The sequence below is a fragment of the Meiothermus cerbereus DSM 11376 genome, from assembly GCF_000620065.1.
Lineage (GTDB): Bacteria > Deinococcota > Deinococci > Deinococcales > Thermaceae > Meiothermus > Meiothermus cerbereus.
Window position 1 is genome coordinate 1 of record NZ_JHVI01000029.1, and the last position, 13,893, is coordinate 13,893.

Consider the following 13,893-nt stretch of genomic DNA (forward strand, 5'->3'; position numbering starts at 1 on the left):
CATCGGCGTATAGGTGTTGGTTAACTCAAAACTTGCACCTCTTGCATAGCCTGCATAAACCTGCTTTTCCTCTCACTTCATCCGGCGGTGGGTGCCAGAGGCCTAGGGCATGAAGTTCCCCCAGTGCCGCCTGAGCTACAAGTCCGGGCAAGAGAAGGCGCAGGGACTCCCTGGCCGCCTCCCGCCAGGTCAGCCCCTCTCCCTCCTGCTCCATCCGCACCCAGTGCGCCAGCAGGTAGGCGAGAAAGCAAAGCACCAGGAAACGATGCACCCCTAAGGGGGTTCTCTGGCCGAATTGCCCCAAAGAAAACTCGCTTTTCATGGCCTTGAAGAAATGCTCGATGCTGAACCTCCGCCTGCCCCACAGGAGCACCGTCCTTCCGCTGGCGGGAAAGGTGGCCACCACATACCGCCATTCCCATTTCCCCTTGGGCAGAGGGTAGCGGTACCAACTGACCCAGACCGGAAAGGCCAGACCCCGTAGGTAAACCTTGCTCCCCTGCCGTCTGAGGTTCAGGAGGCGCTGACCCTCCCGCGTCCTCCGATCCCGCCGCATCCCCACCACCGCCTCCAGGCCCATCCCCTGCACCCCCGTGAGGAAGCAGAGGGTGCCGAAGGCGGCGTCGGCCACCACCCGAATACGAAAGGCCTTCCGCATCCAGGGGGGCAGGGCCGCGAGAAGCCGCAGGGCCAGGAGGGAAAGGCTCTTCTCGCCTTTACCTCGCCAGAGGCGATAGACCCAGGGCACCCGAAGGTCACCGTAGACCAGGTAAAGCACCACCAGATGCAGGCCCCACTTGCCGTGGAAAAAGGAGAGCGGCAGGAGGGGAAAGGTGCCTTGCTTCTCCAGGGTGACCAGGTCCAGGACCACCAAGAGCCTGGGCTTGGGGCCTCGTCTTCTCCTAGCCAGGTGCAGGGTTTTTTCAGCTTCCTGCCTAGCCAGGCGGATGAGGGCGCGGGTGGGCCAGGGGTAGCTATTCAGGAAGCGGGAGAGGGCGGAGGGGGACTTGGTCTGGCTGTGCTGGGGCCTGGCCTTGCCATGGCCTTGGAGGAGCAGGAAGAGCAGGGCTTTGAGGGAATCCCGCAGGTGGGGGCTTGGCAGGAGGGCCAGGATGGCTGAGAGTAGGGACTGGGCTGCTGTGTGCATAGCACCCGTCATCAGACGGGAAACCAGCAGCCCCTTTCAAGTGGTCCCGGTGCATAAGGAATCCCCAGGGCGCATAACTGCAAGTTTTGAGTTAACACATTGTGCCGCTCGGGGGGCAGGCTATGAAAAATGCTCATGTGGCAGGGCAGGGTGATGCTGGGGAACACCGATCGGGCACAGAGGGTAGAGGCCCCCTCCTGCATAAGGGTCAGCAAAGTGGGGAGATGGGCGGCCTCCAGGGCGTCGGGCCGCAGGCCATCTATGGTGATGTACAGCAATCTGGCCATTGGTTCTCAGTCTTAGACCAGAATCCAGGCGTCATCGGGTACGCTAAGGCGCACCCGGTCACCCCGCTGGATCAGCACCTGGTTGGGCACAAAAACCGTCCAGAGGTCCGGGCCTACCCGCACCAGCACCTGCTGCTCGGCCCCCAGGTAGGTGACCAGTTCCACCACGCCGCTAAACGGGCCATGGGCGTTGAGTTCGATGCGTTCAGGACGTACCCCGATCTGGCGGGGGGGCGCAACCGGCAGGTTGACCTCGTACCCGCTGATACGAAAACCCCCCGGTATCTTTTCCGGGGTAAAGAGGTTCATGGAGCCGATAAAGGTGGCCACGAAAGCGGTCTGGGGCCGGGTGTAAAGGTCCCGGGGAGAACCAATCTGCTCGATGCGGCCCTGGTTCATCACCACCACCCGATCGGACATGCTCATGGCCTCTTCCTGGTCGTGGGTAACCAGCAGGGTGGTGATGCCAAGCTCGAGCTGCAGTCTTCTGAGCTCGGTTCGCAGTCCGGCGCGAATTTTGGCATCCAGCGCCGATAGGGGCTCATCCAGGAGCAAGACCCGCGGCTCTGGAGCCAGCGCTCGAGCCAAGGCCACCCGCTGTCGCTGCCCGCCCGAGAGGTTCTGTACCGGCCGGTTTTCAAAGCCCAAAAGACCCACCAGCTCGAGCATCTCCCCCACCCGCTTCTTGAGGCGCTCAACAGGCCAGCGGGCCACCCGGAGCCCAAAGCCAATGTTGCCAGCCACGCTCAGGTTGGGAAACAGGGCGTAATTTTGGAAGACCATCCCCACCCTTCGCTCCTCAGCAGGAAGGTCGGTTACGTCTTGCTCGCCAAAGTAAACCCGCCCCTGATCGGGCCGCTCAAAGCCAGCAATCATGCGCAAAGTGGTGGTCTTCCCACAGCCCGAAGGGCCCAGCAGCGATACCAGTTCGCCTGGCGCTACCTGAAGGCTCACCCCCTCCACTGCCGTCTTGCCCTGAAAATGTTTGGATAATGCCTGAAGTTGGATTCCCACCCTTTGCATCGAGTACCCTCTACCTCCTCCGCCGCTAAATTACCGACACCCTGGCATCTTTTCGTAAAGAAAGCGCCCAGAAGCCCAGCCCCCAAGCTGCCAGAAAGGACAGCACCGTAATGGCCGCGCTGCCGTTGCCATCGGTACGGGCCAGCTGCACCTGGTAGACCGGCAGGGTTTCCCAGAGTGTGCCAATAAGAAGCTGGGTAAGGGCAAACTCCCCGAAAGCCGCACTAAAGGCCAGCACCCCACCCGACAAAACCCCCGGCAACACCGTGGGCAGGATTACCCAGGCTAAGGTTTTGGCGTCGTCGGCCCCAAGGCTGCGGGCGGCCTCGGCCAGGGCCTTGATGTCGGCGGCCGCAAAGGCGTTGTCCACCGCCCGATAGGCGTAGGGCAACGAGATAACCGTTACCGCCGCTATCAGCAATAAAGGGGTCTGGGCCAACTGCAGCGGCGGGCTGGAGTAAAGCGAGATCAGGCCTACCGCCAGAATCACCCCGGGGAACACAAAAGGCCAGAGCGTCAGAAACTCGAGCACCCCCGCCACCTTTGGGTAATACATCCGCACCACAAAGAGGGTGGGCACCAAAAAGAAAATCGAAAGGGCCACCACCGAGAACGAAAGAAGCGCAGTGCGGCCCAGCGAGAGCCAGAAGCGCTGGTTCTCGAGCAGATTGGCCCAGTGTTTGAGGGTGTAGCCCTCGGGCAAAAGGGCCGTCCAGCTCGTGGCCACGCTATAAGCCAGCGAGGCCAGGATGGGCAAAAACAGGTAAAGCCCCAGGGCCACAAGCAACAAACGTCGAAAAATATGGCTCATACCTGCTCCATCCGGGCAGCCCAGCGGCGGCTCAGGCGATAGATCACCAACGAGACCGCCAGCACCAGGGCCATCATGAGGGCCAGCGTGGAAGCCAGCACCGGGTTATAACCGATATCGCCCCCGACCTGAAAGCCAATCTGCAAGGGCAGCAGGTTACGCTGCCCCTGGGTCAGGGCATACACCGTGGCGTAGGCCCCGAAGGCATTGGCGAAGAGCAGCACAAACGAGCCCAGAATCGAGGGCAACAGCACCGGCAGCCCCACCCGCCACCAGAAGCCCCAGGTACTGCTGCCCAGGCTACGGGCGGCCTCGAGCCACTCCCGCTGGATGGCCCCAAAAGCCGGGAGCATCAGCACGGTCATGAGGGGCCACTGGAAGTAGAGGTAGACCCAGTACAGCCCCTCTTTGCCGTAGATATCAACCGGGGGTAGGCCCAGCCCCTTCAGTATCAGATTGAAAAAACCATTGCCCCCCAACAGCACGATAAAGGCAAAGGCCAGCGGTGGCCCGGCAAAGTTGGCAGCCACCGCCGAAAGGCCAGTGGTGAAGCGCTTGACGAAAGGGTTAGGGGAAGACCACAGGGCCCAGGCCGTAAGGGTACCCAGGATCGCACCTTGCAGGGCACTAAAGAAGGCCAGCTCAAAAGAGTTGCGCAGAGCCCGCAAGTAGAGGGGTTTGGTGGCCTCGCCCCAGGAGGCTAGGCTGAAATGCCCCTCGCTCCAGAAAACCCGCACCAGCAAAAGCCCCGGCAAAACCTCGAAGAGGAGCAAAAAGACCCCAAAGGCAAGGGCTATTCCCAGGCTGGCCCAGCGCAGTCCCAGGCTCATGGCCCACCCTCCAGACCAAACCATCCCCGGCCAGGGCCAGGGAGGTTAGTTGCAGTGTGGGTGTGAAAGAAGACCACTCGGCTTCCTTGTCCTTATGGTGGCTTTAGGATATGTCGATCAAGCGCCCAGTGAAAAGTGAAATCATCGAAGCGGGCCATTCGTAAAGCCCACAGAGAGGCGAAGGCTAGTTCCCCACCACCTCGAGGGCCCACTTCTCGCCCATGTCCTTGGCTACCGCTTCCATATTCAGCCAGTTGGTAATGGGTTTTGCCACTTTGTACTGGGCTTGGGGCAAGAGGCCCTTTTCTACGTCTTCGGGCAGTTTCACGTTACGGATGGGCCGCGCTCCCGCACGGGCAAAGGCAATCTGGCCTTCGTCGGAGAGAACGGTCTCCAGCCAGAGCTTGGCTGCATTGGGGCGGCGGGTAAACTTGTTGAGCACGGTGGCGTAGGGGCCGTAGGTAGAGCCATCGGTGGGCACAGAAATGACCAGTTCGGGGATGTCCTTACGCCAATTCAAAGCGCGGAAGTCCCAGTCCAGCGTAATACCAATCTCGCCCTTAGCCAGAAGGTCTTTGGAAGGGGCGACTGGCTTGAGGTTGCCCGACCGGGCGAGTTGGGTGAACAACTTGATGCCAGGGTCAATGTTGCGGTCAGAGCCGCCATTGGCAAAAGCCGCCGCAATCACAGCGTACTGGCCCAGTGCCGCCCGGCGCGGATCGGCCACCGCAATAAGGCCCTTATACTCGGGCTTCAGGAGGTCTTTGAAGCTCTTGGGGGGATTCTTGACCACCTTGGTGTTGGTCACCAGCACGATGGTGCCATAGTAGGTAGCGGTGCAGCGGCCCAGGGGATCCTTGGCCCAGAGGGGGATGTCGTTCCACTGGCTGGGCTTGTAGGCCATCAGAATATCTTCCCGAATGGCAATGGTGCAGAACTGGTAGCCAATGTCAAAAGCGTCGGCCACGGGGTTGTTGCGCTCGGCCTTGACCTTGGCAATCTCCTCGGCGGAGGACATATCGGTGTCGCTATGCTTGAGACCGTAGCGCTTGGTCATGATTTCGGCAATGGTTCCATAGCCGGCCCAGTCGGCGGGTGAGCCGTAGGTAACAATCTGTCCCTCTTTTTTGGCCCCCTCAATCAGGGCCTGTAGGCCTTGGGCTAGGGCAAATATCCCAACCACGACGATGGCTAAAGCTGCAAGTCTTCTCATGTAATTTCCTCCACAGGCAAGCTACGGGTCTTGTGTCAGTATTGCGTCAAGCACAATTGCGGTCGCTTTAAAACACAGCGGGCCCCTTAGTTGCTCTTTTTGTTCCCCGCCACTTTACCCAACGCGGCCAGCAAATGCAAGCCAAAAAAGCACCCCCCATTCAGAGGGGGTGCTTTGTACACGATCCACCCGCCCGAGCAAACCCCAGCAGATGCGGTTCAGGCACTGGGTTGTCCGGCTGTTGGCGTCTCCATCAAGCTGCGCCAGAGCCAGAGGGTATGCCAGGAATTCTGAATGAGGGGGATACCGTAGAGGCGTCTAGGCCATGCCCAGCTCGCGTTTGAGACGGGCCAGGTCGTCCTCGACTTCTTTGCTGCTACCCAGGCTCTCGAGCTCTTTCTCCACATCGCTTTTGTCCAGCTCCGAAAGGGCCGCGTGCTTGTCTTCCATGGCCTCGATGCGGCGCTCCATGTCCTCGAAGGCCTGCACCGCGCTGTGGGCATCCACCTTGGACTCGAACTTACGCACGGCCTCGGCGGCTTCCACACCCTTCTTGCGGGCAATCAGCAGGGCTTTTTTGGCCTCGGCTTCCTGAATTTTGCCTTCCAGGGCCTTGAGCTGGGTGGTGAGCTGGTTGACCAGGGTCTGCTGCTGGGCCACCTGCTGGGCGAAACCATCAGCGAGGGCGTGGGCCTGTTGTTTGCGCTTGAGGGCCTCGCGGGCCAGGTCTTCCCGCTCGCCTTTGAGGGCCTCGGCGGCTTTTTGCTCCCAGGCCCGCGCCTGCTCGGCGTAGTTTTGCTGCTCGCGCTCGAGCTTCTTTAGCTCGGCCATGGCCTCCGCCACTTCCATCCGAGCGTCCCGCAGGGTGGCCCGCATATCCTCCAGGGCCTGCTCGATGATCTTTTCGGGGTCTTCGGCCCGTTTGATGAGGTCGTTGATGTTGGCCCGGATTAGGCGGGAAAGGCGGTCTAAAATACCCATGTTCAAGCCTCCTGTAGAACCTCAGTGTAGCGCACCCAGTAGGGCGCTCACAACCGCTGACAGACACCCCATGTTTGCTGGCTATGCTCACCCTTAGCGCAGGCCCAACTGCCATTGCGAAATAATATGATAAGGCCTGGCGCAGATAATGTATAGAGCCCACCTACAACAGCGCCACCTGGGAAAGGTTCAAGCGCGGATGTGGCCGGAAAGCCGGGGTCGCCGTAGTATCTTTGCATGACCGCTCCCCTCTCCCATGCCCAGGTGCGCGAGGCCATCCAGCAGCACCTGCTCGCAGCACTCCCCAGGCCCGACGCCGCCCACCGCCCCGAGCTGGCCGAGTACGCCCGGATGCTGCGCGACTACCCCGAGCGTGGCGGCAAGATGCTACGCGGGATGCTGTTGGTCTACACCGGACTGGCCTACGGGGCCGAGCTCCAACCGCTCCTGCCCATCGCGGCGGCCCTCGAGCTCTTCCAGAACTGGGCCCTGATCCACGACGACATCGAGGACGGCTCTGACGAGCGGCGCGGCAAGCCCGCCCTGCACAAGCTGTACGGTGTGCCCCTGGCGCTCAACGCAGGCGATGCCCTGCACGCTTTGCAGTGGGCCCTCCTGGTTCGCTCGGATGCACCCCAGCAGGTGCTCCTGGAGTTTGCCCGGCTGGTCGAGCGGACCGCCCAGGGCCAGCACCTCGAGATGACCTGGATGGAGCGCCAGCGCTTCGACCTGCAGGAAGCCGACTACCTGGAGATGGTGGGGCACAAGGCCGCCTACTACACCGCCGTGGCCCCCCTGCGGCTAGGCGCCCTGGCCGCAGCGGTGGAGCCTCCCGAGGCCTTCGAGGAGGCCGGGATGAAGCTCGGGATCGGTTTTCAGATTGTGGACGACGTGCTCAACCTCGAGGGCGACCCCATCAAGTACGGTAAGGAAATCGCCGGCGATCTGTGGGAGGGCAAGCGCACCCTCATTCTGCTGCGCTTCTTGCAAACCGCCGGGGCCGAGGAGCGCCAGCGGGCCGAGGATTTGCTCCGCATTCCCAGGGAGCAAAAGCCCGCCCAGGAAGTGGGCTGGCTGCACCAGCGTCTGCTGCAATCAGGGGCCGTGGCCTATGCCCAGCAGACAGCCGAGCGGCTCTTGGCCGAGGGGCTGGCAGCGCTAAAGCCTGTGTTGCTCGAGGCCCCCAAAATCACATTTGGCTCGCTGGTGCTGGAAATTCTGCAAAGCCTGGTTCGGCGCGAGGCGTAAAGCATCGGTGATGCGGCGGGAGGTTGTAAAGCAAGCAGGCCAATCCGTCACCCTCTTAATCGGGCATCACCCGCCGCATAAACTGGTCAAACAGTGGAACCGTGAAAGCCATCTCGCCCCATGCAGGGCTGTAAGCCATGCCCTTTTTGACAAGCTTGGCGCGCACCGGGCTGAGTCTTGTGGCTTTATCTCTCACCGCCGCACCACCAGCGCCACCCCCACCACCGCCAGTCCCATGCCCAGGATGGCCCAGCCCCCCAGCCGCTCACCAAACAAAAAGTAGGCCTCCAGCGCCGTGGCCGGGGGCACCAGGTAGAACAGGCTGGCCACGCTGCTGGCCGAGTTGTGCCGGATCAGGTACATCAGGAGCAGAATGGCCCCTATCGAGAGCACCAGGATGAGCCAGGCCAGCGCCAAAATGAACTGCAGTGTCCAGTTTATCTGCATGGTCTCGCCAAACAGCAGTGCCAGGATGAATAACCCAACAGAAGCGGCCATATACTGCACCAACGTACCGCTGACCAGGGGCATCTGTGCGGCGAAGCGCTTCTGATAAAGGGTGCCAAAAGTGGTGCAGAGCAAGGCCAGGGTAATGGCCACAAAAGCCGAAGGCTCGATGTGCAGGGCTCGAGCACTCAGGGCCTTCTCCCCTACCACCAACCCCACCCCCACCAAGCCCAGCAAAAGCCCGGCCCACTGCACTGCGTTCACCCGTTCACGCAGCAGGAGCTGAGCCAGAACAGCGGTCAGGATGGGTTGCAAGCCCACAATCAGGGCCGAGAGGCCCGCGGGCATACCCCTCGAGATGGCAAAAAACACCCCGCCCAGGTAGCCCGCGTGCAGCAATAGGCCCGAAACGCCAATGTGCAGGTTCAAGGCCCACCCCTTGGGCCAAGGGGAGCGCAGCAGCCAGGCCAAAACAGCCAACAGCCCCACCACCAGCACCATCCGCACCCACAAAAAGGTGAAGGGCTCGGCGTAGGGCAGGCCAAACTTGGCCCCCACAAAGCCGGTGCTCCACAGCAGCACAAACAGGATAGGAGCTAAGGCGGCCAGCCGCACTTTAGACTCCCATCCATTGCAGCAGCCACAGCGCCCCCATCCCCACCACCAGCGTGAGCAGGATGTTTCTGAAGCGCCAAGCCACCACGGCTGCGATGATTCCGGCCAGCAAGCGCTCGTTGTCCAGCCCAATGGCCCACTGCCCATCAGCGGTGAGCAAAGCGGGGAAGACCAGCCCAGCCAGGGTGGCGGCGGGCACGTAGCGCAGGGCCTGTTGCAAGTGGGGTGGCAGGCTGAAGCGCTCGAGCATGGCCAGCGGCACGTAGCGCAGCGCGAAGGCAATCAGGGTCATACCCAGCAGGGTAATCCAGAGCTCGAGGTCACTCACCGCGAACCCCCATTCGGTTTTCCAGCCAGACCCCCGCCCATATACCCGCCAGGGCCCCAATAAACAGCCCCGAGCGGTAGGGCAGGCCCATCAGGGCAGTAGAGACCACCCCCCCCACCAGGGCCGCCAGTAGGCTGGGCCGGTTTTGCACCGCTGGCACCAGCAGCACCAGAAAACACAGCGGCACCGCAAAGTCCAGCGACCAGGCCTCCGGCAAGCGTGCCCCTAAGAGCGCCCCAAGAAAGGTGGAAGCCACCCAGCCCAGCCAGAGCACCGCGCCCATACCCAAGTAAAACCAGGGGGTCAGGCGTGGGCCCAGGGTCTTGTACTCGCTCAATGCCAGGGCGAAGTTCTGATCGACCATCAGGAAGGCAGCTAGCAACTTCATGCGCCTGGAAAGGGCTTCCAGAGACTTAGCCAGGGCACTGCTGTACATGATGTAGCGCAGGTTCACCACCAGGGTAGCCAGCCACACGAAGAAGATGGAGGCTCCCGCACCCATTAGCTGCAGGGCCACCAGCTGTGCGGCCCCCGCAAAGACCAGCCCCGACATCAGGGTTACCTCTGTCACGCTCAGGCCCGCTTTGATGCCCGCAATGCCAGTTACCAGGCCAAAAGGCACAATGCCCACCGAGACCGGCAGCGACATCAGCATGCCTCGTGCAAAAGCTGCCCGATTCGTAGTGGGGGCGTTCACAGCCATTGCCTCATCTGCTCCTCGGTAAGGTTGGAGCCGCGCCGCGTTGCTGCTAGCTGTTTGGCGGCCCTAAAGGCCTACCCTTCATGCTCACTCAGGCCAGGCCCTACAGCAACAAACATACCCTAAAAAAGCACCCTTTATAAGAAATGCCTTTGATTTGCTCTTTTTTCTGGGGCCCCCGCCTGAAGCGTGGGTAGCACTAGCTCGAAAAACCAGGGTGCTCTGACCTGTCCCTAGTGGAACGATTCAGGCGGGGTTCATATTAGACCAGCCCGTTCACTTCGAGGCTTCTAGTCTGACCCCTACGGTGGTACGCGGTTTGAATCCGGGTAAGCTGGGGTTCAAGTAGCGCCCAGCCTCGCTGTTGTTCTGCAAGAACTGTGCAAAGAAGGCTGTAGCAAAGTGCCGCGCCAGGTCGTGGGCGCGCTCCTGGTCCCACACCGGCTCCCAACACCTCCAGAAGTCATCTTCCCTGCTGCGCACCTCTGGAGGACACTCCACAAAGGGGTTGTGCTGAGCGGCGGTGAGGGTCAGGAGGTACTTGTTTGGCGAGCCGGCCTGGCGGAAGTATTCCAAAGCATCGCGGCGGTAGGTGGCCACGTCGTCGGCCTCGCCCACGGCTACGAACAAAGGAAGTTTGAAGTTTGCCAGCGATTTTGCTCCAATCCAAGGCTGGCCATAGGGAGCCATGGCAAACACCGCTTTAATGCGAGGATCAGGCTTGATCACGTTCATGCCACGCTGGGCCTCGAGCTGCACAAAAAAGGGCAGGGCAAAACAGGGGCCCTCGTTGCTCGTAGCACGACAGTATTCGCTTAGGGCCTGGCCATCGAGGCCAGCTCCCGCAGCATTAATGACTGAGTAGCCGCCATAGCTGTAGCCCAGCAGCCCCACCTTGGTGGCATCTGCACTGGGAATCTGCTTGGCCACCTCACCAATGGCAAACAACAGATCCAGCGGGCGATCCACAATGCTGCTGATGTAGTTTTGCTGGGTTAGGGTCTGATAGGTCGAGCCGGGGTGATCGAGGCTCGCCACCACAAACCCCCAGCTGGCCAGGTGTTCGTTGAGGTAGGCAAACTGAAAGCGGGTTCCGGGCTGCCCGTGGGAGGCCACAATCAAGGGAAATGAACCACCTGCGGGCGCAGCATCCCGGCTGGCGCGTCCGGCGATTCGAACCGGGGTCTGCCCTACCTGGGCTTGGTAGATGAGGCTTTGCTCCGTTTCGGTGGCAGGATACCAAACCTCAGCGGTGATGGTTCGTTGGCGGCTCGAGTCGGTTAGTTGCAAGGTCTTGACCCCGACTGCCGCGCCACCTCGAGCGGCCAGTGGCGGTGCATCTGGACGTTTCACACTCACTCCTTGGGCCATCGCCAGGCTGCCGAGTAGGAGCGGCATTACCAGGCTCTTCAGGGTGCTTTGCAGATATGCTTTCAAGCCGAGACCCTCCGGTACAACAAAGACCCCACCCGCAGGGCCTTTGCCTTTACCTGCTGCAGCCTTGCGTGCAGCACACTTTAGCTCACCCGCTCCACCCGGATCATGTTGGTAGTGCCGCGCACCCCAAAAGGCACCCCAGCCGCAATCACCACATACTCGCCTACCTCTACCAATCCGGTCTCCTTGGCCTTGGCTACCGCAATCTCGACCATGTCGTCGGTGTCTTTAGGATCAGGAGCCAGGAGGGGCAGCACATCCGAGACCAGCGCAAGCTGGTTGCGCACATGGGGGTTGGGGGTCAGGGCCAGAATCGGTACCGGTGGCCGGGTACGGGCTACCCGGCGGGCTGCCCCTCCGGTAGCGGTAAATACCACCACAGCCTTGGCCCCGGTGGACTCCACCACATCGTCCACTGCTCGAGCAATGGCGTCCTGCACTGTGCGGTTGGCCGGTGGCCGCAAAGCATTCAGGCGGTCTTTGTACTCCTGGGTAGCCTCAATGGTTCTGGCTACGCGGCTCATGAAAGAAACCGCCTCTACTGGATACTGCCCCATTGCGGTCTCGGCCGAAAGCATGACGGCGTCGGTGCCATCGAAAATGGCGTTGGCCACATCCGAGGCTTCGGCCCGGGTGGGGCTGGGGTTCTTGATCATGGACTCCAGCATCTGGGTGGCGGTAATAACCGCCTTGCCCGCCTGCACAGCCTTGAGGATGATGCGCTTCTGCACCGCAGGAACTTCCTCCAGCGGCATCTCCACCCCCAGGTCGCCACGGGCCACCATGATGCCATCGGCCTCTTCCAGAATTTCGTCGAAGCGGGCCACCGCGCTGGGTTTTTCGATTTTTGCCATAAGCCGCGCGCGGGAGCTGTGGCGGGTCAGATAGTGGCGGGCCAGCAGTAAGTCGTCGCGGCTGCGCACAAAGCTGATGGCTACCCAGTCCACCTCCAGCTCGGCACCCAGGGCCAGGTCTTCGATGTCTTTATCGGTCAGGGCGGGAATCGAGAGGTCGGCCCCGGGTATGTTGATGCCCTTGTTGTTGGACAGTCGCCCCCCAACCATGACGGTGGTGTGAATGTCGTTAATGCGAACCTCATCGACCCGCAGGCGGATATTCCCATCGTCCAGGAGCAGCATCTGCCCCGGCGCAACATCGTTGGGTAAGCCGCGGTAGGTGGTCGAGACCCGGGTTTCATCCCCTTCGATGGGCTCGGAGGTGATGGTGAACTTTTGCCCTGGCTTAAGTTCCACCGCGCCCTCGCGAAAGCGCCCACAGCGGATCTTGGGGCCCTGCAGGTCTTGCAGGATGGCCACGGTGCGGTCAAGGGCGCTCGAGGCTTCCCGGATCATCCGCACCGATTCGCGGTGATCCTGGGGCATTCCGTGCGAAAAGTTGAGGCGGAAAACATCCACCCCGGCCTCAATCAAGGCCCGAATCATCTCGGGTGTGCTCGAGGCAGGCCCCAAAGTGGCGACAATTTTGGTTCTTTTTAGAAGTCCCATAGTTTTACTCTCGGGCCAACCTGGCCTGTGCTACTCGCCCTTATTTTTTGAAGGCCCCAAAGCCCAGGTAACGCGCTGCCGTGCCCAGCTCCTCTTCGATGCGCAAAAGCTGGTTGTATTTGGCCAGGCGATCTGAGCGGCTGGCGGAGCCGGTCTTGATCTGGCCCGCATTGACCGCCACCGCGATATCGGCAATGGTGCTGTCCTCGGTCTCACCCGAGCGGTGCGAGAGGATGGTGGTGTAACCGCTGCGGTGGGCCAGCCGGATGGCCTCGAGGGTCTCGCTCAGGGTGCCGATCTGGTTGACCTTGACCAGGATGGAGTTACCCACCCCCATCTCGATGCCGCGCTGGAGAATGGCCGGGTTGGTCACAAACAGGTCGTCGCCCACCAGCTGGATTCGCTGGCCCAGCCGCTCAGTCATGAGTTTCCAGGTCTCCCAGTCGTCCTCGGCCAGCCCGTCCTCGATGGAAACGATGGGGTACTGGTTCACCCAGTTTTCCCAGTAGGCCACCATCTCCGGGCCGGTGAGTGATTTACCGTCGGCCTCGAGCACATACCTGCCCTCCTGGTAGAACTCCGAGCTGGCCGGGTCGAGGGCAATGGCAATCTCCTGGCCGGGTTTGTAACCGGCTTTCTCGATGGCCGCAAGAAGCACCTCTACCGCCTCTACATTTGAGCGCAGGTCAGGGGCAAACCCCCCCTCGTCCCCCACGTTGGTGTTGTAGCCCTTGGCCTTCAGCACCGCCTTGAGGGCATGGAAGGTCTCGACCCCGGCCCGCAAGGCTTCACTAAAGGTGGGAAAGCCGCCCGGCACCAGCATGAACTCCTGGAAATCCACGTTGTTGTCGGCGTGCTTACCCCCATTGATCACGTTCATCAGGGGCACCGGCAGGGTCACGCCCTGCACCCCTCCCAGGTAGCGGAAGAGTGGCAGACCCAGCCCGTCGGCTGCCGCATGGGCGGTGGCCAGCGAAACCGCCAGAATGGCGTTGGCGCCCAGGTTACCCTTGTTGGGGGTTCCGTCGAGTTCCAGCATGGTTTTGTCCACCGCTTCCTGGTTGAGCGCATCCAGCCCGATTACCTCGTCGGCGATGCGCTCGTTGATGGCGGCAACCGCCCGCAACACCCCCTTGCCCCCAAAGCGGGGACCGCCATCCCGTAGCTCAACCGCTTCGTGGGCGCCGGTTGAGGCACCCGAGGGCACCATAGCCCGCCCGCGGGCCCCCGACTCCAGCACCACCTCGGCTTCGACGGTAGGGTTACCGCGCGAATCGAGCACTTCCCGCCCTTTAATTTCAACGATCGTGGTCATCTGGTT

14 protein-coding genes are annotated in these 13,893 nt (G+C 61.6%); 1 reads left to right on the forward strand and 13 read right to left on the reverse strand.

The features are described 5' to 3' along the window. Positions 1-25: 25 nt before the first annotated feature. The 7 genes from Q355_RS0111040 to Q355_RS0111070 all read right to left on the reverse strand — a co-directional run bounded on the left by Q355_RS0111040 (position 26) and on the right by Q355_RS0111070 (position 6,292). Positions 26-1,147 carry a transposase gene (locus Q355_RS0111040; RefSeq protein WP_027876711.1) on the reverse strand — a complete coding sequence of 374 codons (1,122 nt, stop codon included), beginning with the start codon at positions 1,145-1,147 and terminating at the stop codon, positions 26-28. 11 nt (positions 1,148-1,158) lie between these two features. Beyond that, positions 1,159-1,434: an alkaline phosphatase family protein gene (locus Q355_RS0111045; RefSeq protein ID WP_027877858.1), complete on the reverse strand. Its 276-nt coding sequence runs from the start codon at positions 1,432-1,434 to the stop codon at positions 1,159-1,161. 12 nt (positions 1,435-1,446) lie between these two features. Further along, positions 1,447-2,457 (reverse strand): ABC transporter ATP-binding protein, encoded by a 1,011-nt coding sequence (locus Q355_RS0111050; RefSeq protein WP_027877859.1) that lies wholly within the window; start codon positions 2,455-2,457, stop codon positions 1,447-1,449. A gap of 25 nt (positions 2,458-2,482) precedes the next feature. After that, entirely contained in the window at positions 2,483-3,268 is a 786-nt protein-coding gene (locus Q355_RS0111055; protein WP_051529394.1) for an ABC transporter permease, read from the reverse strand. Continuing rightward, positions 3,265-4,098: an ABC transporter permease gene (locus Q355_RS0111060; protein ID WP_027877861.1), complete on the reverse strand. Its 834-nt coding sequence runs from the start codon at positions 4,096-4,098 to the stop codon at positions 3,265-3,267. The genes Q355_RS0111055 and Q355_RS0111060 overlap by 4 nt, the downstream gene beginning before the upstream one ends. Before the next feature lie 184 nt (positions 4,099-4,282). After that, on the reverse strand, positions 4,283-5,311 hold the full coding sequence (locus Q355_RS0111065; RefSeq protein WP_027877862.1) for an extracellular solute-binding protein: 1,029 nt from the start codon (positions 5,309-5,311) through the stop codon (positions 4,283-4,285). A gap of 318 nt (positions 5,312-5,629) precedes the next feature. Then, a complete protein-coding gene (locus Q355_RS0111070) occupies positions 5,630-6,292 on the reverse strand; it encodes a PspA/IM30 family protein (RefSeq protein WP_027877863.1) in 663 nt (220 codons plus the stop codon). Between the two features lie 237 nt (positions 6,293-6,529). On the opposite strand from Q355_RS0111070, the gene Q355_RS0111075 reads away from it, so the two are divergent. Then, on the forward strand, positions 6,530-7,540 hold the full coding sequence (locus tag Q355_RS0111075; protein WP_027877864.1) for a polyprenyl synthetase family protein: 1,011 nt from the start codon (positions 6,530-6,532) through the stop codon (positions 7,538-7,540). 192 nt (positions 7,541-7,732) lie between these two features. Here the strand turns inward: Q355_RS0111075 and Q355_RS0111085 are convergent, their stop codons facing one another. The 6 genes from Q355_RS0111085 to eno form a co-directional block, all read right to left on the reverse strand. Continuing rightward, positions 7,733-8,602, reverse strand: coding sequence for a DMT family transporter (locus Q355_RS0111085; RefSeq protein ID WP_027877865.1), 870 nt, complete (start codon positions 8,600-8,602; stop codon positions 7,733-7,735). 1 nt (position 8,603) lies between these two features. Next, the gene (locus tag Q355_RS0111090; protein ID WP_027877866.1) at positions 8,604-8,930 is read right to left on the reverse strand and encodes an AzlD domain-containing protein; all 327 of its coding nucleotides are present in this window, start codon (positions 8,928-8,930) and stop codon (positions 8,604-8,606) included. Next, entirely contained in the window at positions 8,923-9,585 is a 663-nt protein-coding gene (locus Q355_RS0111095) for an AzlC family ABC transporter permease (RefSeq protein ID WP_245597560.1), read from the reverse strand. The genes Q355_RS0111090 and Q355_RS0111095 overlap by 8 nt, the downstream gene beginning before the upstream one ends. Positions 9,586-9,906: 321 nt before the next feature. After that, positions 9,907-10,983 (reverse strand): alpha/beta hydrolase family protein, encoded by a 1,077-nt coding sequence (locus Q355_RS0111100; RefSeq protein ID WP_245597561.1) that lies wholly within the window; start codon positions 10,981-10,983, stop codon positions 9,907-9,909. A gap of 164 nt (positions 10,984-11,147) precedes the next feature. Next, entirely contained in the window at positions 11,148-12,572 is a 1,425-nt protein-coding gene (gene pyk / locus Q355_RS0111105) for a pyruvate kinase (protein WP_027877869.1), read from the reverse strand. Positions 12,573-12,612: 40 nt separating this feature from the next. After that, positions 12,613-13,887, reverse strand: coding sequence for a phosphopyruvate hydratase (gene eno, locus Q355_RS0111110; protein WP_027877870.1), 1,275 nt, complete (start codon positions 13,885-13,887; stop codon positions 12,613-12,615). Positions 13,888-13,893 lie beyond the last annotated feature (6 nt).